The 23687-nt window shown below is 66.8% G+C and carries 21 protein-coding genes and 1 other RNA gene; 7 read left to right on the top strand and 15 right to left on the bottom strand.

Annotation, left to right across the window (positions count from 1 at the left end; translation table 11 throughout):
* Positions 1-217 precede the first annotated feature (217 nt).
* From ftsL to mraZ, 3 genes are read right to left on the bottom strand one after another with little or no spacing between them, the layout of a single operon-like run.
* Entirely contained in the window at positions 218-481 is a 264-nt protein-coding gene (gene ftsL / locus ACCQ01_RS04200; protein ID WP_011035956.1) for a cell division protein FtsL, read from the bottom strand.
* Positions 478-1536: a 16S rRNA (cytosine(1402)-N(4))-methyltransferase RsmH gene (gene rsmH, locus ACCQ01_RS04195; RefSeq protein WP_228431629.1), complete on the bottom strand. Its 1059-nt coding sequence runs from the start codon at positions 1534-1536 to the stop codon at positions 478-480. The genes ftsL and rsmH overlap by 4 nt, the downstream gene beginning before the upstream one ends.
* Positions 1537-1550: 14 nt before the next feature.
* The gene (gene mraZ / locus ACCQ01_RS04190; protein ID WP_003485296.1) at positions 1551-1997 is read right to left on the bottom strand and encodes a division/cell wall cluster transcriptional repressor MraZ; all 447 of its coding nucleotides are present in this window, start codon (positions 1995-1997) and stop codon (positions 1551-1553) included.
* 324 nt (positions 1998-2321) lie between these two features.
* Between mraZ and ACCQ01_RS04185 the strand changes: the two genes are divergently transcribed.
* Genes ACCQ01_RS04185 through ACCQ01_RS04175 form a run of 3 tightly spaced genes read left to right on the top strand, consistent with a single transcriptional unit; the run spans position 2322 to position 3705 of the window.
* Positions 2322-3089 carry an NRDE family protein gene (locus tag ACCQ01_RS04185; protein WP_228431537.1) on the top strand — a complete coding sequence of 256 codons (768 nt, stop codon included), beginning with the start codon at positions 2322-2324 and terminating at the stop codon, positions 3087-3089.
* 50 nt (positions 3090-3139) lie between these two features.
* Positions 3140-3391 (top strand): type II toxin-antitoxin system CcdA family antitoxin, encoded by a 252-nt coding sequence (locus ACCQ01_RS04180; RefSeq protein WP_029217148.1) that lies wholly within the window; start codon positions 3140-3142, stop codon positions 3389-3391.
* Positions 3388-3705: a CcdB family protein gene (locus tag ACCQ01_RS04175; RefSeq protein ID WP_228431536.1), complete on the top strand. Its 318-nt coding sequence runs from the start codon at positions 3388-3390 to the stop codon at positions 3703-3705. The genes ACCQ01_RS04180 and ACCQ01_RS04175 overlap by 4 nt, the downstream gene beginning before the upstream one ends.
* 280 nt (positions 3706-3985) lie before the next feature.
* Here ACCQ01_RS04175 and rnpB read toward each other — a convergent pair.
* An RNA gene (gene rnpB / locus ACCQ01_RS04170) (RNase P RNA component class A) lies at positions 3986-4335 on the bottom strand.
* Positions 4336-4477: 142 nt separating this feature from the next.
* A complete protein-coding gene (gene rsmI, locus ACCQ01_RS04165; protein WP_011035951.1) occupies positions 4478-5299 on the bottom strand; it encodes a 16S rRNA (cytidine(1402)-2'-O)-methyltransferase in 822 nt (273 codons plus the stop codon).
* Between the two features lie 82 nt (positions 5300-5381).
* On the opposite strand from rsmI, the gene ACCQ01_RS04160 reads away from it, so the two are divergent.
* The 4 genes from ACCQ01_RS04160 to ACCQ01_RS04145 are packed head-to-tail and all read left to right on the top strand — an operon-like array spanning position 5382 to position 9426.
* Positions 5382-7112 (top strand): penicillin-binding protein activator, encoded by a 1731-nt coding sequence (locus ACCQ01_RS04160; protein WP_228431535.1) that lies wholly within the window; start codon positions 5382-5384, stop codon positions 7110-7112.
* A gap of 4 nt (positions 7113-7116) precedes the next feature.
* Positions 7117-7485 carry a YraN family protein gene (locus ACCQ01_RS04155; RefSeq protein ID WP_011035949.1) on the top strand — a complete coding sequence of 123 codons (369 nt, stop codon included), beginning with the start codon at positions 7117-7119 and terminating at the stop codon, positions 7483-7485.
* A 16-nt stretch (positions 7486-7501) separates the two neighbouring features.
* Positions 7502-8041 (top strand): metal-dependent hydrolase, encoded by a 540-nt coding sequence (locus ACCQ01_RS04150; RefSeq protein WP_228431534.1) that lies wholly within the window; start codon positions 7502-7504, stop codon positions 8039-8041.
* On the top strand, positions 8038-9426 hold the full coding sequence (locus ACCQ01_RS04145) for an FAD-binding oxidoreductase (RefSeq protein ID WP_228431533.1): 1389 nt from the start codon (positions 8038-8040) through the stop codon (positions 9424-9426). Before ACCQ01_RS04150 ends, ACCQ01_RS04145 begins: the two co-directional genes overlap by 4 nt.
* 717 nt (positions 9427-10143) lie before the next feature.
* Here ACCQ01_RS04145 and ACCQ01_RS04140 read toward each other — a convergent pair.
* The 10 genes from ACCQ01_RS04140 to ribH all read right to left on the bottom strand — a co-directional run bounded on the left by ACCQ01_RS04140 (position 10144) and on the right by ribH (position 23673).
* Positions 10144-10860, bottom strand: a complete 717-nt coding sequence (locus ACCQ01_RS04140) for a response regulator (RefSeq protein ID WP_042597568.1) — start codon at positions 10858-10860, stop codon at positions 10144-10146.
* Positions 10850-13510 (bottom strand): DUF4118 domain-containing protein, encoded by a 2661-nt coding sequence (locus ACCQ01_RS04135; RefSeq protein WP_042597566.1) that lies wholly within the window; start codon positions 13508-13510, stop codon positions 10850-10852. The genes ACCQ01_RS04140 and ACCQ01_RS04135 overlap by 11 nt, the downstream gene beginning before the upstream one ends.
* Positions 13511-13572: 62 nt before the next feature.
* Positions 13573-14202, bottom strand: coding sequence for a potassium-transporting ATPase subunit KdpC (gene kdpC / locus ACCQ01_RS04130; RefSeq protein WP_228431532.1), 630 nt, complete (start codon positions 14200-14202; stop codon positions 13573-13575).
* Between the two features lie 30 nt (positions 14203-14232).
* Positions 14233-16281: a potassium-transporting ATPase subunit KdpB gene (gene kdpB / locus ACCQ01_RS04125; protein WP_228431531.1), complete on the bottom strand. Its 2049-nt coding sequence runs from the start codon at positions 16279-16281 to the stop codon at positions 14233-14235.
* Positions 16282-16294: 13 nt separating this feature from the next.
* Positions 16295-18094, bottom strand: a complete 1800-nt coding sequence (kdpA, locus tag ACCQ01_RS04120) for a potassium-transporting ATPase subunit KdpA (RefSeq protein WP_228431530.1) — start codon at positions 18092-18094, stop codon at positions 16295-16297.
* A gap of 15 nt (positions 18095-18109) precedes the next feature.
* Positions 18110-18202 (bottom strand): potassium-transporting ATPase subunit F, encoded by a 93-nt coding sequence (locus ACCQ01_RS04115; RefSeq protein ID WP_011035940.1) that lies wholly within the window; start codon positions 18200-18202, stop codon positions 18110-18112.
* 1343 nt (positions 18203-19545) lie between these two features.
* Positions 19546-21126, bottom strand: a complete 1581-nt coding sequence (locus tag ACCQ01_RS04110) for a CocE/NonD family hydrolase (RefSeq protein ID WP_228431529.1) — start codon at positions 21124-21126, stop codon at positions 19546-19548.
* 521 nt (positions 21127-21647) lie between these two features.
* The gene (gene thiL, locus ACCQ01_RS04105; RefSeq protein WP_228431528.1) at positions 21648-22622 is read right to left on the bottom strand and encodes a thiamine-phosphate kinase; all 975 of its coding nucleotides are present in this window, start codon (positions 22620-22622) and stop codon (positions 21648-21650) included.
* A gap of 110 nt (positions 22623-22732) precedes the next feature.
* Positions 22733-23212, bottom strand: coding sequence for a transcription antitermination factor NusB (gene nusB / locus ACCQ01_RS04100; RefSeq protein ID WP_014506644.1), 480 nt, complete (start codon positions 23210-23212; stop codon positions 22733-22735).
* A complete protein-coding gene (ribH, locus tag ACCQ01_RS04095) occupies positions 23209-23673 on the bottom strand; it encodes a 6,7-dimethyl-8-ribityllumazine synthase (protein ID WP_011035936.1) in 465 nt (154 codons plus the stop codon). Before ribH ends, nusB begins: the two co-directional genes overlap by 4 nt.
* Between the last annotated feature and the right edge of the window lie 14 nt (positions 23674-23687).

Here is a 23687-nt window from a genome sequence, read left to right as displayed (position 1 = left end):
GTCATGGGCGCACCGCACTGTGCGCCACCCTGCGGGCGGCTTCGCCGTGCAAAACGGCTGTCGTGCCGTTTTGTCATGGACGCACCGCCCTGTGCGCCACCCTGCGGGCGGCTTGCCAGTGCGAAACGGCTGTCGTGCCGCTTTGTCATGGACGCACCTGTCTGTGCGCCAACCTGCGGGCGGCTTGCCAACGCAAAACGGCTGTCGTGCCAGCTTGTCATGGACGGATCACCACGATGTCGCTGGTCTCAGGGAACTTCATCCCGATGCGCTCGCGCGAGACCTGATCCACGCGGTTGCTTTCCGCCCACGTGGCCTGCTCCAGCTGCAGCCGGCCGAATTCGATATTCAATTCATCGCGACTGTGTTCGAGCTTGGACAACTGCACGAACAACTTGCGATGCATGTGGCGCATGTACACCACACCGATCGCCGAGGCGATGCTGCAGGCGAGCAGCACGATGAGCAGCAGGCGGCTCATGGGGTGTCTCCATTCGGAGACGCCGGGAATCGGGAATCGGGAGTGGGGAATCGGGAAGCAGCGGCGCCGTGGCCTTTGCCCATTCCCGATTCCCGACTCTCCATTCCCAGCTTCTCAGCAACCCGCAGCACCGCGCTGCGGGCGCGCGGGTTGACGGCCAGTTCGCTGTCGTCGGCCTTGATCGCGCCGCTGACCAGTTGCAGGGTCGGCACGAACGGCTGCGCTTCGGGCAGGCGGCGGTTGCTCGGCGGGGCCTTGGCGTAGCGGGCCATGAACTGCTTGACGATGCGGTCTTCCAGCGAATGGAAGCTGATCACCGCCAGGCGGCCACCCGGCTTGAGCGCGCCCAGGGCAGCGTCCAGCCCTGCTTCCAGGTCGGCCAGCTCGCGATTGATATGGATGCGGATCGCCTGAAAGCTGCGCGTGGCCGGATGGGTCTTGCTGTCGCCGCGCGGCATCACCGAGGCGATCAGGTCGGCCAGTTGTGCGGTGCGCAGCAACGGCTGTTCGCCACGGCGCGCCACGATCGCCCGCGCGATGCGCCGGCTCTGGCGTTCTTCGCCGTAGGTCCACAACACATCGGCAATCTCGCGGTCGGTTGCCTGCGCCAGCCAGTCGGCGGCGCTCTGCCCGCTATCGGGGTCCATGCGCATGTCCAGCGGGCCGTCCTTGCCGAAACTGAAACCGCGCCCGGCCACGTCCAGTTGCGGCGAAGACACGCCCAGGTCCAGCAGGATGCCGTCGACGGTTGCCGCGGCGACCACTTGGCCGAGCCCGGCGAAACTGCCGCGATGGATGGACACGCGCGCATCGCCACCGAACGCCTGTTCGGCCACGGCAATCGCTTCGGGGTCCTTGTCCATCACCAGCAGTCGACCTCCCGGGCCAAGGTGTTCCAGCACGCCGCGTGCGTGCCCGCCACGCCCGAACGTGCCATCGAGATAGGTTCCGTTTTCGGTCACCTGCAGGCCTTCGAGAACCTGGGTGTACAGCACCGGCACATGGGCCGCCGGCGGCTGCGACACCGGGTGACCGGGCTGCGCTTCACCGCGCATCCGGGCACCCCGGCTCACAACCTGAGATCGAGCAATTCATCGCCCAGATCCCCGTCAGACAATGTCTGCTGGATCAGTGCGCGATGTGCCTGCTCGCTCCAGAGTTCGAACTTGTCGCCCATGCCCAACAGCACGGCCTTCTTTTCAATGCCGACCGCATTGCGGTGGCTGGCGGGGATGCTCAGACGGCCATTGGCGTCGAGCTCCAGCACCGCCGAGGAACCCACCAGCTTCTGCTGCAGCGTGCGGACCACGCGCTGGGTATTGGGCTTGGACATCACATCGTCACGCACCCGCTCCCACTCCTTTTCCGCGTACAGCCACAGGCATCCGGCTTCGAACGGGTTGTAGGTGAGCACCAGGCGATTGCCGCTCACGCGCGCAACGAGGTCGCGATATGCGGTTGGCACCGCCATACGCCCCTTGTCGTCCACCGTGATGGCCGTCTCGCCCTGAAACACCGAATGCAACCTCGAAAATCCGCCTGGGGGATCATTGAACCACGAAAAACCACAAAAAGCCTGGTTTTCCCTCCGTTGCCCACCTTAGCAGTGCGTCAAAGGTTGTCAACAGTTTTCAAAGGCGCAAATCGCTAGTCACATCAATGAGTTGCAGCACTCTTTAGAGACTTGTTCAAAGCTTATCCACAAGTTGCTGTTTCGTCTCAGATTTTGAGATTGAACAAAAATTCAGGGGCGTGAAGGCCATGTAAACCCGACCGCTGTCTCACTTCACGCTGCGCCAGCTGCAGACCTCAACTGCGCAAACCAGCGACAATAGAAGGTATGTGCCTGGTCGCTCTTGCCTGGAAAACCCACCCGCGCTGGCGCCTGCTGCTGGCCGGCAACCGCGATGAATTCCACGAGCGCCCCACCGCGCCACTGGCGCAATGGGCGGCGCCGGCCGAGCGCGTGCTGGCGGGCCGCGACCTGCGCTCCGGCGGCAGTTGGGTGGGCCTGGGGCTGGACGGACGCGCCGCCGTCGTGACCAACGTGCGCGACCCGCTGGCCACCGCCTCCGGCCGCTCGCGCGGCCACCTGATTGCCGACTACCTCTCCGGCAGCGCAGACGCGGCCACCTACGCGCGCGAACTGGCGGCTGCCGGGCAGGAGTTCCCGCCCTTCAATCTGCTGCTGTGCGACGCCGAGCGCTGCGAGCACCTCAGCAACCATCCAGCACTGGCACGCGCCCTCGCCCCGGGAATCCACGGCATGTCCAACGGCCCGCTGGATGCGCACTGGCCCAAGACCACCGCGCTGACGCAAGCACTGGCCGCCTGGTGCGACAGCGGCAGCGACGACCTGCAGCCGTTGTGGACGGCCTTGGCCAACCCCGCTACTGCCGCAGATGCTGACCTCCCGCACACCGGCGTGGACCGCGCCACCGAACGCCTGCTCTCGGCGGCCTTCATCCGCGGCGCCAGCTATGGCACCCGCGCCAGCACCATCGTGGCGGTGGACTACCAGGGCAGCGGCTTCATCCACGAGCGCCGCTTCGGCCCGGATGGTGTCTTTCAGGGCGATACACGGCTGGACGTCGCCGGCATGCATTGACAATGCGCATTCATGCGCATAGCGTGCGCATGAATGCCAGGATGCCAATCATGAGCCGTTACTACGACACTTCCGCGCAAAAAAAGCCGCTGAACCTGACCATCAACTCGGACTTGGCCGCGCAGGCACGGGCGATGACCGGCAACCTGTCGGCAAAGGTCGAAGAACTGCTGGCCGACTACGTGACAAAAGAGCGCGACAGCCACAGCGCCAGAGCGATGGAGCTGCAACGCGCCGCAAGCGAATGGAAGACCTTCACCGACGCGCACGGCTCCTTCGCCGACGAGTTCTCCACGCTATGACCGACCAGTTCGATGTCTACGCGAACGTCGGCCAGAACAAGAACATCCCGTACGTGGTGGTCGTCCAGTCAAAGATCTTCGACGCCTCACCTCGCCGCGTCGTCGTGCCCCTGGTCCGAAAGTCCACCCACTCCCCGACCCCATCCCGCTTCACCCCGGAACTCACGGTGTCCGGCCACAGCGTCATCCTGCAGCCCCTGGAAATGACCTCGGTGCCGCTGGCGGCGCTCAGCAAACCTGCCGGCTCCCTGAAAGACCAAGGCCAAACCATCATCGACGCCCTGGACGAAATGTTCACCCGCTCATTCGGCTAAGCGCCAAACACGGCCGCAGGGGAAACACCAACGCGTCGTCGGCCACGAGGGCGAAGCCCAAGCCCAAGCCACGTAACAATGACCGCAGCAACCAGATCGCATTGATCGCAGCCAAGGCAAAGCGCCCAGCAGTGCACCCAAGTGCAAGCCCCCTTGAGTCAAGGGGGCGCGGCGATAGCCGCGGGGATTTGGCATGCCCGGAGCGGGACCCGCGTTTTGTACTGCCGCAGGCGGTACGAAGCGTGGGCGCCTTAAGCTTTGGGCGATGCCCAAAGCAAGGCGGCGGAGCCGGCCGATAAGCCGGGTTCTGTCGTGGACAGTCATTCGTCTAGGCGCTACGTCACCGCAGCGCTCAAGCAACCTACCCGGATCCAGCGCGGGCCACGCCAATGGATCCCTATTTGGTCTTGCTCCAGGTGGGGTTTGCCGTGCCGGTCCGTTACCGGACTCGCGGTGCGCTCTTACCGCACCATTTCACCCTTACCGGCTCCCCGAAGGGAACGTAGGCGGTATCTTTCTGTTGCACTTTCCGTCGGCTTGCGCCGCCCAGGCGTTACCTGGCACCTTGCCCTATGGAGCCCGGACTTTCCTCGGCACTCTTGCGAGTGACGCGACTGTCTGGCCGACTCCGCCGGGGCGCATTCTACGCTATCGCTGCCGTGCAGAACGGCGCGGCAAGTTGGCTGGCCGATGCAGGGAGCGCGACTGCGCGCAATCAGGGCTTGGCCAAGAACGCTCCATCGCGCGCAAGCGCGCTCCTACGACAACGGCATCAGCCGCCATACAACGCCTTACGCGGCGCGCCGGTCAGCTCGGCGGCCAGCTTGGCGGCGGTGGATGGTGGCAGGTGTTCGGCAAGCTTGGCGTAGACGCGGCGGCCTTCGGCGAGCTGGCCGTCGGCGGCATCGGCGGCGCCCTGCACCATCACCACGAACTCGCCCTTGCGCTGGTTGTCGTCGGCTTCGACCTGGGCCTGCAGGTCGGCCAGGCTGCCATCGAGCACGGTTTCGAACAGCTTGGTCAGCTCGCGGGCGATCACCGCGGGGCGGTCGTCGCCGAAGGCACTGCGCAGGTCGGCCAACGACTCGACGATGCGGTGCGAGGATTCGTAGAACACCAGCGTGCGGGTCTCGCCGGCCAGGCGTGACAGCCGCTCGCGACGCGCAGCGGATTTGGCCGGCAGGAAGCCTTCAAAGCCGAACCGGTCGCTCGGCAAGCCGGCGACGCTGAGCGCGGCGATGGCGGCGCAGGCGCCCGGTACCGGGCTGACCCGGATGCCGGCCTCGCGCGCGGCACGCACCAGCTTGAAGCCCGGGTCGCTGACCAGCGGGGTGCCGGCGTCGCTGACGATGGCCAGCGATTCGCCCTCGCGCAGGCGGGTCACGATGCGCTCGGACATGGCTTCTTCATTGTGGTCGTGCAGGGCCAGCAGCGGGCGGTCGATGCCGAAATGGCTCAACAACTGGCGGGTATGGCGGGTGTCTTCGGCACAGATGGCGGCCACACCGCGCAGCGTCTCCTGGGCGCGCGGCGACAGGTCGGCCAGGTTGCCGATCGGCGTGGCGACCACGTGCAGGGTTCCGGGGGACGTCATCAGCGGCATTCTCAAGGGCAAAGAGTAGAATCGTAGCGCTTTTAACGGTCCGCCCTGGCGGCCCCTGTCCAATGGATCTGAAATGAACAAGCGTGTTGCAAGGATCTCCGCCCTCTCGCTGACGGTCATGCTGGCCGCCGGTTGCGCGACCAGCAGCGTCACCCAGACCGCTTCGCCGACACAGAGCGCGGCGCTGGCGCTGTTGGACCAGGGCAAGCCGCGCGAGGCCGCGCAGCAGCTGGAAGCCGAGGCAGCCAGCGCCAGCGGTGCGCAGCGCAGCCGCCTGCTGGCTGCGGCGGCGTTCGGTTGGCACGATGCCGGCGACGATGCACGCGCCCGCACCTTGCTGGCCCAGGTCACCGCGCGCCACCTCACCGGCGAGGACCGCGCGCGCTTTGACCTGCTCACCGGCGAGCTGGCGGTGATCGACAAGCAGGCCGCACAGGCACTGCAGGCCTTGGGCGACAGCCCGCAGGGGCTGACCCAGCCGCTGCAGACGCGCTGGCTGGTGGCACGCGCTGCCGCGCTGGAAGCCACCGGCGACCTGTTCGGTGCCGCGGCCGACCGCGCCCGCGCCGACGCCAGCCTGACCGGCACACCGCGCAGCGAGAACCAGCGCGCCATCGTGCGCCTGCTCGCCGCGCTCGACGACGCCACGCTCAAGGGCCGCACCGCCGCGCTGCCGGCGGGCGACCCGCTGTACAACTTCGCCGGCCGCGCGCTGATCAGCCGTGGCCTGCCGCTGCCGCGTGCCTTCGAACGTGACGCGCAGTGGGGCTTCGACACCAGCAAGCGCCCGCCGGCCGAACGCGACGGCTACCGCCCGCCGGTGAAGCTGGGCGTGCTGCTGCCGCTCAGCGGCAACCTGGCCACCGCCTCGGCGCCGGTACGCGACGGCCTGCTGGCCGGCTATTACGCCGAGACCCGCCGCCGCCCGGAACTGCGCTTCTTCGACACCGCCGGCACCGCCGCCGGCGCCAATGCCGCCTACGACAAGGCCGTGGGTGCGGGCGTGGATTACGTGGTCGGCCCGCTGGGCCGCGACGAGGTCAGCGCGCTGTTTGCGCGCGGCCAGCTCGCGGTGCCGGTGCTGGCGCTCAACCGCCCCACCGACAACAAGGCCCCGCCCAGCGGCAGCGCCGGGTTCTCGCTGGCGCCGGAAGACGACGGCATCATGGCTGCCGAATATCTGCTCTCGCGCGAACGCCGCAATGTGCTGATCGTCGGCACCAGCGACGACAACGGCAAGCGCACCATCAAGGCCTTCCGCGACCGTTTCAGCGAACGCGGCGGCACCATCGCCGGCAGCATCAGCGTGGCCGATGTGCCGGGCGACATCGGCGCGCAGTTGCGCAATTACGGCACCGCCGATGCGGTGTTCCTGGCGGTGCGCGGCAACACTGCGCGCGCGTTGGCGCCGCAGTTGGCATTGAGCGGGTTCGCCGGCAAGTCGCGCGTTGGCACCTCGCAGCTGGTGGCCGGCACCGGCAAGGTGGAAGACGATCTGGCGCTGGACGGCATCGTCTACCCCAGCGAGACCTGGACCGCCCTGGGCGTGTCCGGCCTGCCGGCAGCCAGCCAGGTCGCCAGCACCCTGCCCAGCGCGCGCGGCCCGGCGGCACGCCTGTTCGCGTTCGGCTACGACGCCTGGAAGATCAGCGCGTATCTGGAAAAGCTCGCCACCGGCAGCGACGGCGGCCTGCGCGGCGCCACCGGCACCCTGCATCTGGATGGGTTCGGCAATGTGTTGCGCACGCCGGCATGGTCCACCTTCAACGGTGGCCGGCCGGTCCCGATCGCCGACGGCCGCTGAGCCCATGCCGGCGGCCCGCCAGCAGCGTGGCGCAGCGGTGGAAGCCGCCGCGCGCGCGCAGCTGGAACAGGCCGGGCTGCGGCTGGTGGCGGGCAACGCCAATTACCGCGGCGGTGAACTCGATCTGGTGATGCGCGACGGGCCGATGCTGGTGTTCGTGGAAGTGCGCTACCGCCGCGACGCACGCTTCGGTGGCGGCGCGGCATCGGTGGATTTCCGTAAACGCCGCAAGCTGGTACTGGCCGCGCAACTGTTCCTTGCCGCCCACCCGGCGCTCGCGGCGCTGCCGTGCCGGTTCGATGTGGTCGAGGCCAGCGGCGAGCCGCCGCTGCTGCACTGGATCCGCGACGCATTTCGGCTAGACGACTGCTGAGCAACGAGCCCGTTCGATGCCAACCATCATGACTCACGCCGCGGTGCCGCTGGCGCTCTGGTGTGCCAGCGAGCGCGGACGCATCAGCCCGCGCCTGCTTGCCGCCGGCGTGGTGGCCGCAATGCTGCCCGATGCCGACGTGGCCGCCTTTGCACTGCACATCCCGTATGCCGATGCGTTCGGCCACCGCGGCGCCAGTCACTCGCTGCTGTTTGCCGTGTTGATGGCTGCGCTGGGCGTCGGCGCGCATCGCCTGCTGCGCGCCGACGCACTGCAGGCCGCGGTGTTTCTGTTGATCTGCACCGCTTCGCATCCGCTGCTCGATGCAATGACCTCCGGCGGCCTGGGCGTGGCACTGGCCTGGCCGTGGAGCGATGTGCGCTGGTTTGCGCCGTGGCGGCCGATTCGGGTCTCGCCGTTTGCCGGCAATTTCTTCAATGCGCGTGGCCTCACCGTGCTGCTCTCCGAGCTGCGCTGGGTATGGCTGCCGCTCACCGTCGCGGCGCTTGGGTGGCGATGCCTCCAACGCGCGACACCACAGGATCACGCGTTATGACTGATGGACTTCCCACCGCGCTGGCCGACCTGCTGGCCGCACGGCTTGGACCGGAAGGCTGGCTGACCGGCGCAGACGTGCGGCGCCGCTATGGCGAGGACGATTCGCGGCGTTGGGCATTGCCGGGTGCGGTGGCGCTGCCGCGCGACACCGACGAGGTGGTGGCGATCGTGCAGGCGTGCCGCGCGCATGGCGTGCCGATCGTGGCGCGCGGCGCGGGCACCGGCACCACCGGCGCGGCAGTGCCGTTCTCGGGTGGCGTGGTGGTGTCGATGGCGCGCATGAACCGCATCCTGGGGTTGCGCCCGGCCGACCGCTGTGCGGTGGTGCAACCGGGCGTGCTCAATGGCGATTTGCAGCAGGCCTTGCAGCCGCATGGCCTGTTCTGGCCACCGGATCCATCGAGCGCGGAGATCTGCAGCGTGGGCGGCAACCTGTCGACCAATGCCGGCGGCCCGCGTGCGGTGAAATACGGCGCCACCCGCGACAACGTGCTCGGCTTGGTCGCGGTGACCGGCACCGGCGATGTCATTCATTGCGGCGGCGCCTACACAAAAAATTCCACTGGCTACGACCTCACCCATTTGCTGGTCGGCAGCGAAGGCACGCTGGCGATCATCGTCGAAGCGACGCTGAAGCTGACCCCGCGAGCCGTGGCACAAGCCGGTGTGCGTGCGCTGTACCGCGATGCCGCCAGCGCGGCGGCGGCGGTGTCGCGCATCATGGCGCAACCCACCACGCCGACGATGCTGGAATTCATGGATGCCAGCGCAATTGCGCTACTGCGCCGCAATGGCAGCGACGTGCCCGATGCCGGCGCGATGCTGTTGATCGAAGCCGATGGCGATCACGACACCCTGCCCTACGCATTGCAGGCCCTGCACGACGCGGCTGATGGCGATGGCGTCCTCAGCCTGGACATCGCCGCCGATGGCAGCGCGCGCGACAAGCTGTGGGCGGCACGCCGTGCGTTGTCGCCGGCATTGCGCACGATCAAGCCGGGCAAGATCAACGAAGACGTGGTGGTACCGGTGTCGCGCATTCCTGAGCTTGTCGCTGGTGTGGAAGCACTGGCGGTGGAATTTGCGGTACCGATCGTTGCCTTCGGTCATGCCGGCAATGGCAACCTGCACGTCAACATCATGCATGACCCGGACGACGCCGATGAAACGGCGCGCGCGCAGGCGGCACTGCCGCGCGTGTTTGCGCTGGTAATAGCGCTGGAAGGCACGCTCTCCGGCGAACACGGCATCGGTGTGGCCAAGCGCGATTTCATGACCCAGGCCTTCAGCGCACCCACCCTCGCGGCCATGCGCGCGATCAAGGCCGCACTGGATCCGGATGGCATCTTGAACCCCGGCAAGGTGCTGCCGCCGGCGCCGTGATGCAGCGGTAGAGATGCGCGGAATGATGGATGCGGTGCTGGCGAGCGGCGAATGCGGCATGGAGGAAGGCCGGCAGCTGGAAGCTGCAAGCGCGCGCGCTGCCAGTTGCTGCTGCGTTTCGTTCGCTGCGTGGGCGGCGCAGTAGTGGCCCGTTGCTCAGCGTGTGAGTGATGCAACCAAGTGCCGATGGCGTGCGAATGAGCCCGTCTATATTATTTCGAAGCAGCATCGATCCGTACTTACGCCTGCGCGGCAACAAAGCAGTCGCTATGACACGACCCGCCCCCAGGTAGGAGCGCCCTCGGGCGCGAGCGCTTTCTCGATAAAACCTAGCCGCGCCCACGCTTGATTTCGAACAACGCCAGAACCCTGCCATCCGCAAGCGCTGGGCATTTAGAGCAACTATCAAAACGACTGCGCAGCCGTTAGGCGACTGCTCGCTACGTTTTGTTAGCCGCTCTTGGATCACGGCACAGTGGCGTTAGCCAGAGCGATCACAATTGCGGCGTTCGGCCAACCACCACAGCAATCACCTGTGGCGAGCATGACGATTGCGCAGTGCATTGGTGTGGACACGACAACGTGCGGGCAGGCCTCAAACGGCATCGGACTGACAAACCAAGCGTATGACGCCTCAGCGTCAATCGTTCAACGAAGGCACGCAAAACACCACGAGCACCAATGAGATAGCGCCACGCGACCGGCGCAACGCAACACTCAGCGCCCACCACCGATAAATCGCAAGCCCACGCCCGGTTCGGTGACGATGTAATGCGGCGCCGCCGCATCATCGTGCAGCTTCTGGCGCAGCTTGCCGACCAGGATGCGCAGGTAATGCGTGTCTTCTTCATGGGTGGGGCCCCACACCTCGCGCAGTAACTGCGGCTGGGTGACCACGCGGCCTGCGTGCTTGAACAGCAGCGCGAGCAGCGCGTATTCCTTGCGGCTAAGCGGCACTGCTTCGCCATCGAGCGTGACTTCGCGCAGGCCCAGGTGGATATGCAGGCGGCCATCGTCGAACACGCTTTCTTCCACCGTGTTGCCGGCGCCTGCCTGACGCAGCAGCGCGCGGATGCGGGCCATCAGCTCCTGCACGCCGAAGGGCTTGGTGACGTAGTCGTTGGCGCCGGCGTCGAGTGCGGCGACCTTCTCGGTTTCACCGGCGCGCACGGTGAGCATGATCACCGGCACGCTGGACCACTGGCGGATCTCGCGCAGCACCTCGTGGCCGTCGCGATCGGGCAGGCCGATGTCCAGCACCACCAGCTCGGCGCCCTGCCCGGCCAGCGTGGCCAGGCCCTCTTCGGCGGTACCAGCCTGCAGCACGCGGTACCCCTGCGCACGCAGGCTGATGTCGAGAAACCGGCGGATCTGCGGCTCGTCGTCGATGATGAGCACGCGCGCGGGGGGAATGGCAGTCGGGTCAGTCGGCATCGGGGCGAGGTGGCGCGGCAGGAACGAGCAGCGGCAGCGTAATGCGGATCGTGGTGCCGTGACCATGCGGGCCGGCCAGCGCCTCCACGCTACCGCCATGTGCGCCGATCATGCCCTGGCAGATGGTCAGACCCAGGCCGGTGCCGTGGCGACCGCGATCGCCGCGTTCCACGCTGTAGAACATGTCGAAGATACGCGCACGCTCGTCTTCGGGAATGCCCGGGCCCTGGTCGCCGATCTCGATCTGCAAGGCGCCGCTCTGCAGCCGGGCCTGCACCGTCACCGCCACGCCTGGCGGCGAGAATTTCGCTGCGTTTTCCAGCACGTTGAAGATGGCCTGCTCCACCAGCGCCGGATGCACCCAGATCGCCGGCAGCTCCGGCGCCAGGTCCAGCTGCAGGCGCACCTGCGGCTGGTAGCGCTGCAGCCGCCGCGTGGCCGAGCCGATCAACTCGTCCACGCCGATCCAGTCGCGCTTCAAGGTCAGCCCGGTATGGCCGAGCCGGGTCATGTCGAGCAGGTTCTGGATATAGCGGTCCAGCCGCTCGCCTTCGAGCTGGATGGTCTCCAGCAGGCTGCGGCGGTCGGTGGCGTCCATCGCCTCGCCATATTCGGCCAGGCTGCTGGCTGAGCCGATCATCGAGGCCAGCGGCGAGCGCAAATCGTGCGAGACCGACGACAACAACGCCGAGCGTAGCCGTTCGGTTTCGCCGCTGACGCGGGCGCCTTCCAGATCGGCAACCAAGCGCGTGCGCAGTGCGGCCTGGCCGATGTCTTCCACCATCGCCTCGGCCAGGCGGCGCTGCTCCAGGCCCGGCCGCTGCAGCTGTTGGCGGAAGCGCAACGCCGCCACGCCCAGCGTGCCGCGCTCATGCCGCACCGGCAGGCACCACCACTGTGCGCCGGCCAGGGTGTCGGTGAAGCGGCCGGCCGGCTGGCCGTGGCGCTGGGTCCAGTCGGCGGCGTTGCGGTCCAGTGCACTGAAACTGGTGGGCGCCTCACTCTCGCGCTGTTCCAGCCGCAGCCAGACCTCTGCATCGAGCGCACTGGCCAGCGCACGCCGACCGGCCTCCAGCACCTGGCCCAGATCGGCCGCGGTGCTGAGCTGGCGGGCCAGCGCCTGCAATGCGTTGGCGTGCGCATTGGCCGCGCGCAGGGCCAGCACCTGGCTGCGCAGACGCGAAGCCAGGCGCCCGGCCACCAGCGCGGCGATCAGGAACAGGCACACCGTCACTACGCCCTGGCGCGCACTGATGTGCAAGGTGAAACGCGGTTCGATGAAGAAGAAGTTGTAGGCGACAAAACTCAGCAGTGCGGCGATCACCGCTGCGGCCATGCGCGTGCGCGAGGCCACCAGCACCACCGCAACGATGAACACCATCGACAGGTCATCGATGTCGGTCCAGCGCTGGATCACCCAGGCCACCGCCACCGCGGCGGCAGCGGCGATGGCGGCATAGGCCAGGTCGTAACGCTGCAGCCACTGCCCGGGATTACGCCAGCGTTGCCGCGCGCGGGCACGCGCATCGCCCGAGCTGACGATGACCAGTTCGTAATGTGCGCCGCGCTGTAGCAGTTGCTGGGTCAGCGTGCGGTTGAACATGCGTGCCAGCGGGCGCTCGCGAGTGCGGCCCAACACCAATGTGGAGACGCCGTTTTGCGAGGCGAAATCCAGCAAGGCATCGGCCACGTTGGCGCCATGCAGCAGCGCCGTGTCGCCGCCGAGCCGGCGCGTCAACGCGAACGCGCGGTCGATCTCCAGTTGCCAGGCGGCATCGGCCACGGTGCGTGTCTGCACCGTCACCACGGTCCACGGCGCGTCGCGGCGTTCCGACAGCCGCCGCGCCACCCGTACCAGATAATCCGAGCTGCCGCGCCCGTCGATTGCCACCACCACATGCCGCCGCAACGCCGCCGTGCCCGGCAGACCACGCGCGGCCTGGGTGTCGCGCAGATCGCTGTCCACGCGGTCGGCGGCGGTCTGCATCGCCAGCTCGCGCAACGCGGTGAGGTTGGAAGGCGAAAAGAACGCCTGCAGCGCCTGGCTGGCTTGCTCGGGCAGATACACCTTGCCCTGCTGCAGACGCTCGATCAGCTCGCGCGGTGGCAGGTCGACCAGCACGATGTCGCGCAGGCGGTCGAACACCGCATCGGGCACGGTTTCGGACACGCGCACGCCGGTGATGCGCAGCACGATGTCGTTGAGGCTTTCCAGGTGCTGGATATTGACGGTGGTGTAGACGTCGATGCCGGCGTCCAGCAACTCCACGATGTCCTGCCAGCGGCGCTCGTGGCGGCTGCCGGGCACGTTGCGATGTGCCAGTTCGTCGATCAACGCCAGCTGCGGCTTGCGCGCCAGCAGCGCATCCAGCGCCAGTTCCTCCAGCGCATGCCCCTGGTAGCTCACCTGCGCGCGCGGCAGCAGCGGCACGCCATCGAGCAACGCGGCGGTCTCGCTGCGGCCGTGCGTTTCCACCACCCCGGCCACCACATCCACGCCCTGGCGCAGCCGCTCGCGCGCACGCGAGAGCATGGCGTAGGTCTTGCCCACGCCCGGCGCTGCGCCCAGGAACACGGTCAGCCGACCGCCGTGTTCGCGCTGCAGTTCGCCGATGAGGGCATCGGCGTGTTGGGTACGGGCGTCAGACATTCGGGAATCGGGAATCGGGAATCGGGAATCGGGAATCGAAGAGCCTACCCTGGCTTGGTGTACTAGCGCTGTTGCTCTACGCCATTCCCCGTTCCCGGCGCTCCATGTCCGGCGCGATCAAGCGCCAGATTCAGCGCAAGCACATTGATTCGGGGCTGCCCAAGCAAGCCGAACTGCGGCTGCTCGGTGGCGGCCTGCAACAGCGCGGCCACGCGTTGCTTCGGCCAACCACGGGCGGCGGCGACGCGGCGCAGTTGCACCTGCGCACCGGCCGGGCTCAGGTGCGGGTCCAGGCCGCTGCCGGACTGGGTGAGCAGCTCGCCGGGAACTGCGTCCGGCGCGATGCCATCGCGCTGTGCAACTTCCGCACGTGCGGTGGCGATCCGCGCCAGCAGCTCTGGATTGGAGCGCGCCTGGTTGCTGCCAGCCGCAGCGGTGGGGTCGTACTTGGCGGCGGATGGACGCGGCTGAAAGTAGCGCGCGTCGGCAAACGGCTGCGCCACCAGCGACGAGCCGATGACCCGGCCATCCACCCGCAGCAGCGACCCATGCGCCTGATCCGGCATCAATGCACCGGTGATGCCGGTGGCCACCAGCGAATAGCCCAGGCCCAGTCCGAGCAGCACGAACAACGCGAGGGCGAAAGATGCGCGCACGGCGCCATCGTCACGCAATGGCAGGGAGGTAGACATGGTCGTGCTCTTGGAAGAAGTGGTCATGACTCAGGCACCCAGCGTGGCGACCAGCGCCAGATCGATCAGTTTGATGGCGGCAAACGGCAGCAACACGCCGCCCAGACCGTAGATCAGCATGTTCCGGCGCAACAACGCCGTGGCGCTGGAGGGACGGAACCGCACGCCGCGCAGTGCCAGCGGAATCAATGCAGGAATGATCAGCGCATTGAAGATCAGCGCCGCCAGCACCGCATGCCGCGGGCTGGACAGGTGCATCACGTTGAGCGCGGCCATCGAGGGAATGGCCGCAGCGAACAATGCGGGCAGGATCGCGAAATACTTCGACACGTCGTTGGCCAACGAGAACGTGGTCAACGCGCCGCGGGTGATCAGCTGCTGCTTGCCCACTTCGACCACCGCCAGCAACTTGGCCGGATCCGAGTCCAGATCGACCATGTTGCCGGCTTCCTTGGCGGCCTGGGTGCCGGAGTTCATCGCCAGGCCCACGTCGGCCTGTGCGAGTGCGGGGGCGTCGTTGGTGCCGTCACCCACCATCGCCACCAGTCGCCCGCCGGCCTGCTCGGCGCGGATGCGCGCGAGTTTGTCTTCCGGGCGCGCCTGGGCGATGTAGTCGTCCACGCCGGCTTCGGCGGCAATCGCTGCAGCGGTGAGCGGGTTGTCGCCGGTGATCATCACCGTCTTGATGCCCATCGCACGCAACTGCGCGAACTTTTCCTTGATGCCCTGCTTGACCACGTCGCTGAGTTCAACCACGCCGAGCACGTGGCGGCCTTCGGCCACCACCAGCGGCGTAGCGCCGCCGCGTGCCACTTCTTCGATGCGCCCGTTCAACTCCGGCGACACCGTGGCGCCTTGCGCCTGCACATACGCCACGATCGCATCGCCCGCACCCTTGCGGATGTTGCGCCCGGCAAGGTCCACGCCAGACATGCGCGTTTGTGCGGTGAATGCAATGAAATGCACGCCTTCCGGCTCCACTGCCACTGCGCCTTGCTGACGCGCCAGCTTGACGATGGACTTGCCTTCCGGCGTCGGGTCGGCGAGCGAGGCCAGCATGGCAGCATCGCGCAGCTGTGCACGGTCGATACCGGCCAACGGATGAAACGCGGTGGCCTGGCGATCGCCATAGGTAATGGTGCCGGTCTTGTCGAGCAGCAGCACGTCCACGTCGCCGGCCACTTCCACCGCCTTGCCCGACTTGGCCAGCACATTGGCCGACAGCGCGCGGTTCATGCCGGCAATGCCGATCGCCGGCAACAGCCCACCGATGGTGGTGGGAATCAGGCACACCAGCAACGCGATCAGCAGCAGCGGATCCAGCGTGACGCCGACAAAACCGGCAATCGCCGGCAGCGACGCCACCACGATCAGGAAGGTCAATGTCATCGCCGCCAGCAGCAGCGTCAGCGCAATTTCGTTCGGCGTCTTCTGCCGGTTGGCGCCTTCCACCAGCGCAATCATGCGATCGAGAAAACTCTGCCCCGGCTCGGCGGTGACCTTGAACACGATCTCGTCGGACAACACGCGCGTGCCGCCGATCACGCCGCTGCGGTCGGTCCCGGCCTCGCGCAGCACCGGCGCGGATTCGCCCGTGACTGCCGCTTCGTTGATGGTGGCCAGGCCGCGCACGATCTCGCCGTCGGCAGGCACGAACTCGCCTTCGGACACCAGCACGAAATCGCCCGGGCGCAATTCGGCCGCCGGCACGCGGGTTTCGCGCCCGCCCAATGCGGTTTCCACGCGCCGCGCCACCAGGTCCTTGCGTGCGCGCCGCAGCGACGCGGCCTGGCCGCGACCGCGCGCCTCGGCGATGGCTTCGGCAAAGTTGCCGAACAACACGGTGACGAACAGGATCGCCGTCACCGCCCAGCCGAAGCCGGCATTGCCATGCCCGCTGGCGGTGATCACCGCTGCCAGCAAGGTGCCGCCCATCACCACCGCCATCACCGGGCTGCGCAGCAGATGCCGCGGCGTCAACTTCAAAAATGCCGCGCGCATCGCCGCCAGCAGCACCGCGCCATCGAACAACTTGGCGTCGGCGCGCTCACGCTTTTCAATCACAGGAATCGTAGACATTGCTCGGGAACTCTCAGGACGCCGCCAGGGCGAGGTGTTCGGCGATGGGGCCCAGCACCAGTGCGGGCATGAACTGCAGCACGGTGAGCACCAGCACGATGGCCATCAGGGTCAATGCAAAGGTGGGGGTTTCGATCTGTAGGCTGCCGGACGATTCCGGTGCACGGCGTTTGGTTGCCATGCGCGCGGCCACCATCAGCGGCAGGATCAGCGCCGGGTAACGCCCCAGCGCCAGCACCACCGCGCAACTCAAATTCCACCAATACGTGGCATCGCCCAGGCCTTCGAAACCGGAACCGTTGTTGGCGAATGCCGAGGTGTACTCATAGAACACCTGGCTGATGCCATGGAAGCCGGGGTTGGAATTGGCCGTCCACGCCGGCACCGACAACGCCACCGCGGTGAAGCCCAGCACCACCAGCGGCTGCAGCAGGATCAACAGCGCCAGCAATTGCACTTCGCGCGCTTCGATCTTGCGGCCGAACAATTCCGGTGTGCGCCCGGTCATCAGGCCGGCCAGGAACACGCTCAACAACAGATACACCACGAACTGCTGCAGCCCGCAGCCGATGCCGCCCCAGATGGCGTTGATCAACATGTCCACCAACGTGACCAGCCCGCTCAACGGGCTGAGCGAATCGTGCATCGCATTGACCGAGCCATTGGACGTCTGCGTGGTCAACGCGGCCCACAACGCGGAGGCATCGGCACCGATGCGCACTTCCTTGCCTTCCATCAACGCGGGCGATGCGGCGCTGGCCGAATGCGCTTCGGACCACAGCAGCAAGCCGCTGGATGCCACCGACATCAGCAGCATGGTGCCGAACACCAATGCGGTCAGCCGCTTGCGCCCGGTGAGGTAGCCGACCATGAACACCACGCTCATCGGCAGCAGCACCAGCGCCAGCGTTTCCAGCAGATTGCTCAACGGAGTGGGGTTTTCCAGTGCCACCGAACTGTTGGGGCCATACCAGCCACCGCCATTGGTGCCGAGTTGCTTGACCGCCACCATCGCCGCCACCGGCCCGACCGGAATGGTCTGCGTGGCCATGCCGGCACTGCTGTCCAGCGGCGTCGCCGTCGCTGCACCCTGCAAGGTCGACGGCACGCCCTGCCAGCCCAGCAGCAGCGTCCACAGCAGGCACAGCGGCAACAACACCCGCACGCTGGCGCGGATCACATCGGCCCAGTAGTTGCCCACGTCTGCATCGGGCAACGGCGCGCCTGCCGGCGTTGACGGCTGCGTCTCGTGCGCAGCCAAGCGCGCTGTCGCGGTCTGCAACGCTGTGGAGTGCGGGCCGCTTGCCGTTGCTGCAACGTCGTTGGCATTCACAACCGCCCGCCCACCAAACAGCGCGCGCAAGGTTGCCACCGCCAGTGCCAGACCCATCATCGGCGTCACCACTTGCAGGCCGACAATGCCGGTCATCTGCGCCAGGTACGACAACTGCGCCTGGCCGGAGTAATGCTGCTGGTTGGTGTTGGTGAGGAACGACACCATGGTGTGCAACGCGGTGTCCCACCGCATGTTGGGGATGGCATCGGTATTGAACGGCAGCCAGGCCTGGGTCATGAACACGCCCCAGGTCAGCACGCCCACCACCAGATTGCTGAGCAGGAACGCCGCGACGTAGCCGCGCCACGACATGCCTTGTTGCGGGCGCGTGCCAAGCGCTGCGTAGAGAGGCCGTTCGATCCAGCCGAACACGGCGTCGCCGCGCATGGGCGCACCGCGCATCACCGCCGCCAGATAGCGACCCAAAGGCCACGCCAGCACGATGGCCAACGCGTAGACAAGCAATGTTTCAGTCATTGGAGCGCACTCGCATCAGAAGTCTTCGGGCCGCAGCACCACGTACAACAAGTACGCGGCCGCCACGAACACGGCCACGCCGCACAGCAGGGACAACCAGGCAGGCATGTCGTTCACTCCGTGGGTGCGCAACGCGGCGCAAGCGAGACACCGCCCGCAGTTGCAGGCGGCAGGGACGAACCAACAAGACAAGGCGCTGCCGCACCGGGCGCACAGCGCCGATGGGGCAGACGGGAAAGAGCGTGCATCGGGATGTCCACGGCGGAACCGCTCCGCCAATGCGCGCAGTCTCGTCCTGTGCTGCGTAAAGTCGCTATGGACCTGGTGGGGCGGCCGCGTAAATTCCGCATAAAGCGCTGAATTGGCTTGTTTGTTCCGGCACTCGGGCCCACTTGACTTCAGCGCTAGGGCGCTCGGCACATGCTGAAATTCAAGCGCTCCACACAGCGTTGGTCGCGGGCGGCCTGCCCTGCCCGCTTCCGGGACACGCCGTGAATCCATCCATGGGGCTCCTTGGCGGCATCCAGGCCGCCAAGGAGCCCGAAATCGGGCAGGGCAGTCCGCCGGCAGGTTGGCTGTGGATGGATAGAACGGCGAAAGCCTTAGCGCGACTACTGATTGATGTCAGTGCTTTGCACCTGCAGTTCTGGCACGTGCGTAGACGTGTAGAGACGGCAGAGCTAAGACCGCCAGTGCACTCACAACAGCAAGGCAAGTTGTGCTCGAACTGCACCGCTTATTGATCAATGACTCGTGTGCAGATCAGGAGCACGACATTCGCATTCGATAGCGCAGGCGACGCGTCGAACTCAGACAACCACCGCCGCGGCTTGATGAACTTCACATCCAATCATGTCCTTCAGATCATTTAGGACAGCTCCACCGCACGCATGCATCTGGCCACCAACCTAGACCACAGGGTGCCCCCGAGCCACCAATGCGGCGCCGTTCGAAACAGAAGTCATGCTGCAAAAGCCATTGTCTGGATCACACCGCCCTGCTTTTTTGCTTGCACCCCGGCACACCGACATCCTCGACCGGTCCTTGCCCGCTCACCGTCGCGGGCGCTTTGGCGGCATGGATGCCAACAAAGCGCCTACAAGGACGTACTTGCGGCGTGTCCCGGGATGGTGGGCGGGCAAGCGCCCTGCAACGCAACCCCAGTTCGCGCCGTGCAACCAACGCAGACGAAGGGATGAGACACACACACACTGAAAAGCAAAACACGGCATGCGCGAAGACAGCATCAGTCACGAGCACATGCATGCACCCCGACACAATCATCCGCAATCCAACGCACCGATCAGTCGACAGCCATCTGCCGGCTTATCGTCTTACGCACGCGAAGCGGCATTTCGCACAGAAGTCCTGCCCACACGCCCAAGCACGCTCCCATCCGACGAGACTCGGCAGCCTCCTGCCACCGAGTCTCTTCAGTATCGAAAACAAGCTCACCGCAGCGGCACATTCAACACCGATGGCGTCGCTGACGGCGACGTAAAGGTCAGCGTGCCGCCGCCGTCGCTGGCATCGGTGTAGCGCGCATCGCGCGTGTCGACCACCAACACCAGGCGCTGGCCAGCCGGGATCTCTGCTGCGGCGGCCTGCAGCGCCCACTCCAGCGTCACCGGCGTGCCGGGCGTTGCGCCGCGCAGCGAATACGGCGCGTGGGTCAGCAGTTGCGCAACGCCCAGCGCATCCATGCGGTACAGATAGGCGAACAGGCTCACCTGCGTCTGGCTGGGCACCACGGTGACCCGCAACGATGGACTGCCGGCCAGGCGGCGCACTCCGCTCGACGGTGCACCCACCCACACCGCCGCACCGGCCCGGTTCACCAGCGGGATGGAGGTGGTCACCGGCAGGCCGATTCCCTGCAACAGCCCACTGGCCAGCACCACGCCAGATTCGGCGAGCGTCGGCACGTCGGTACCAATGCGCGACTGCCAGCCGCTGGCTGTGCCGTTGATCATGCCGCCCGTAGGGCTGAGCAGCCCGCCCGGCGCGGACAGCCCGAACCGCGTGGCGCCCTGTTGCACCGCCGCCCAGTCCGGGTAGTCCAGCCATTGCCCGGCGCGCGGCGACAGCCGCACCGGCGCTTCGTCGTCCACGCCATTGTGCAACTGCTTGAGGTGGCGATCGAACCAGCGCGTGGTCGCCGTGTACACCGCGTTGGGTAGCCCGAGCGCGCCCGGCAATTCGGCGGTGGCATGGTCGCCCTGGCTGAGCAGCAGTTGCTTGGGGCCGCGTAGCTGGTTGTAGAACGCAATGGTCTGGTTGGGCGGAAACAGGCCGTCGTTGAAGGCATTGCCCAGCAGCACCGCGGTGCCGCGCGCATTGAGCGCCGCCACATCGCCCGCCGGGCTGCGCGAGGCGGCCTGCGGCAGGAAGCCCTGCACCGCGCCGTCGTAATCGCCAGCCGCCACCCTGGCGCCGATCCTGGCCAAGTCCGGCCCCGGCCGGCCGGTGAGTGCGCCTGCCCCCACCAGCAGGCCCACGCCCTGCTGGCTCACCGTGCGATTTGCGTACAGCGAGGCTTCCAGATCCGCCCACCCGCTGAGCGCGGCCACCGCCTTGATGCGCGGGTCGCGCTCGGCCGCCAACAGACTGATGCCCGCACCATAGGAAATGCCCGAGGCGCCAATCGCATCTGGATTGGCCGGCGTATGCGCCAAGGCCCAGTCGATCACCGCGCTGACGTCTTCCACGGTGTCCGGCCCGGCGATGTCGATCTGCCCGGCCGAATCCCAGAACCCGCGCGAGGTGTAGCTGACCACCACATAGCCATCGCTGGCCAACTGGGTGGCGCGCCCGAGATATTCCAGATTCGGCAGCGACCAGCTGGCCGGCATCACGATCAGCGGAAATGGTCCGCTACCCTGCCCTTGCGGCACCAGCACCAGGGCGCCCATCTGCGCGCCGTCCCAACCCGGAATCCGTTCGTAGGTCTTGCTGAAGGCACCGGCCAGAGCCGACGCCGACGACAGCAACAACGCCATGGCGGCAAGACCGCCCATCCAACGCTTGTCCATCGTGTTCTCCCACGCAAAGCCGGGCCGGGATAGCCCAGCGGCAACTGCCATGCATCCGTGGTTCGGGGGAGAACGTGGCGAACGTACCAGACGGTACGGTATGGTTCAAGGGCTGGGAATTGGGAATTGGGAATTGGGAATTGGGAATTGGGAATTGGGAATTGGGAATTGGGAATTGGGAATTGGGAATTGGGAATTGGGAATTGGGAATTGGGAATTGGGAATTGGGAGTCGAGAGTCGGAAGTCGGGACGAGCGACGAGCGACGGGCGACGGGCCGAGCACAGGCAGGGCGATCGGATCGCTATTATCGAATTGGCCGGTACAGCTGTACCCGAACATATCTGACCAGTGCGCTTGCCGATTCAAAGGCGCCGTTGCACTGCACATTCGAAAATCACGCTCGCTGCGCAACCCGCAATGGCGCCAATCGCATGGTCATGCAGTCGAATGGACCATCAAAGCGAACGCGTAAGACTCACCCTGCGCCTACCCAGCCTGCAGTACACACCACCAACCGACTCAGCCGACGAAGTGCTGGTAGCCACGTTGCGGCGGTTGCCATGGGTTGCCGCTGGCGTCGTGGACCACCACGCCTGGGGTGGCGACGATGCGCCCGATGCGCGTGGCGGCCACTTGTGCGAATTCAAGTGCCTGCAGCACCGCATCGCGATGCTGCACGGCAGCGGTGAAGCACAGTTCGTAATCGTCGCCGCCGCCCAGTTGCCACGCGCTGTACTGCGCGGCGGTGACGCCGGCGGTAGGTGGCATCTGCGGCAAGGCAGCCAGCGCAAGTTCCGCACCCACGCCGCTGCGTTCGCACAAATGCCCCAGATCGGCCAACAGGCCATCGGACACATCGATGCAGGCATGGGCAAGCCCGCGTAGGCGCAGTCCGGCCTGTACGCGTGGCTGCGGGCGCAGCAGGCGCTGTCGCCACTGCTCCTGCACGGCGTCAGTGGCGGGCACCGTCACGTCCAGGTCGCCGGCCTGCCACAGCGACAATGCCGCCGCCGCCTCGCCCAGCCCACCGGTCACCCAGATGTCGTCGCCAACGCGTGCGCCATCGCGGCGCAACGCCGCGCCTGGTGGCAGGCTGCCGATCGCGGTGACCGCGCACGACAACGGCCCGCGCGTGGTGTCGCCACCGACCAGGGCAATGCCGTGCAGATCGGCCAGCGCAAAAAACCCATCGGCGAACGCATCCACCCACGCGGCATCGTCGTGCGGCAACGACAGCGACAAGGTGCACCAGCGCGGCTGCGCGCCCATCGCGGCCAGATCGGAGAGATTGACCGCCAGCGTCTTCCAGCCGAGGTCGGCGGCGCATGTTTCCAGCGGGAAATGCACGCCGGCATTGAGCGTATCGGCGGTGATTGCCAACTGCTCGCCGGCCGGCGGCTGCAGCAGCGCCGCATCGTCGCCGATGCCCAACGGCACATCGGCCCGCGCAGCAATGCGGGCACGCAGGCGGGCGATCAGATCGAATTCGGGCATGGGGACGGGAATCGGGAGAAGGGAATCGGGAATCGCAAAGGCGCGTCAGGAGATGTCGGAAACGTTGCTCTTGCGATTCCCCATTCCCGACTCCCGATTCCCGCGGCGCCTCAGGCGCCGCTGGCGCCCGATTCCATCTTGCGCCACTCCACGGCTGCGCGGTCCAGCACGCCGTTGACATAGGTGTGGCCGTGTTCGGAACCAAAACGCTTGGCGGTTTCGATCGCTTCGTTGATCACCACGCGGTACGGCACGTCCTGGCGATACAGCAGCTCGTAGGCGGCCAGGCGCAGCACGGCGCGCTCGATCGCATCGACTTCTTCCACGCCACGGTCCAGGTACGGCGTCAGCGCGGTATCCAGCTCATTGCGGTTGCTGAGCACGCCTTCTACCAGGCTCTCGAAGTAGGCCAGATCGGCCACTTCATGCGCCTGCTCGTGGGCAAACTGCGCGATCACCTGCTTGGCGAAACCGCCGGCGATCTGCCAGGCGTACACCGCCTGCAAGGCGCGACGGCGTGCGCGCGAGCGCAGCACCGGGTCGATGCCGTCACGACGTCCGTGGCGGGCGTGTCCACCGGGCTTGCTCATGGCAACAGCTCCATCAAATTGACCAGTTCCAGTGCGGCCAGGGCGCATTCTTCGCCCTTGTTGCCGTGGCTGCCGCCGGCGCGTGCCTCGGCATCTTCCACGCGCTCGACCGCCAGCACGCCGTTGAGCACCGGCACGCCGGTCTGCAACTGCACGCTCATCAGGCCTTCGGCGCACAGGTCGGCAACGTGTTCGTAATGGCGGGTATCGCCACGGATGACGCAGCCCAGCGCGATGATCGCCGCATGCTGGCCGCCCTGGGCGACGCGGTTGGCGGCCATCGGAATTTCCCAGGCGCCGGGCACGCGCACCACGTCGATGGCGTCTTCGCCGATGCCGTTGCCGGCCAGGCTCTGACGCGCACCGGTCACCAGGGCGTCGGTGATACGGGCATTCCAGCGGCTGGCGATGATCACAAAGCGCGCGGTGGTGGGGCGAAGATCGCCTTCGTAGTGGGTCATGCGGGTCGGCAACT

Source organism: Xanthomonas sp. NCPPB 4037, assembly GCF_041475695.2.
GTDB classification, from domain to species: domain Bacteria; phylum Pseudomonadota; class Gammaproteobacteria; order Xanthomonadales; family Xanthomonadaceae; genus Xanthomonas; species Xanthomonas campestris.
The sequence above is the reverse complement of the archived record's forward strand: the minus strand, read 5'-3'. Positions and strand labels throughout refer to the sequence as shown.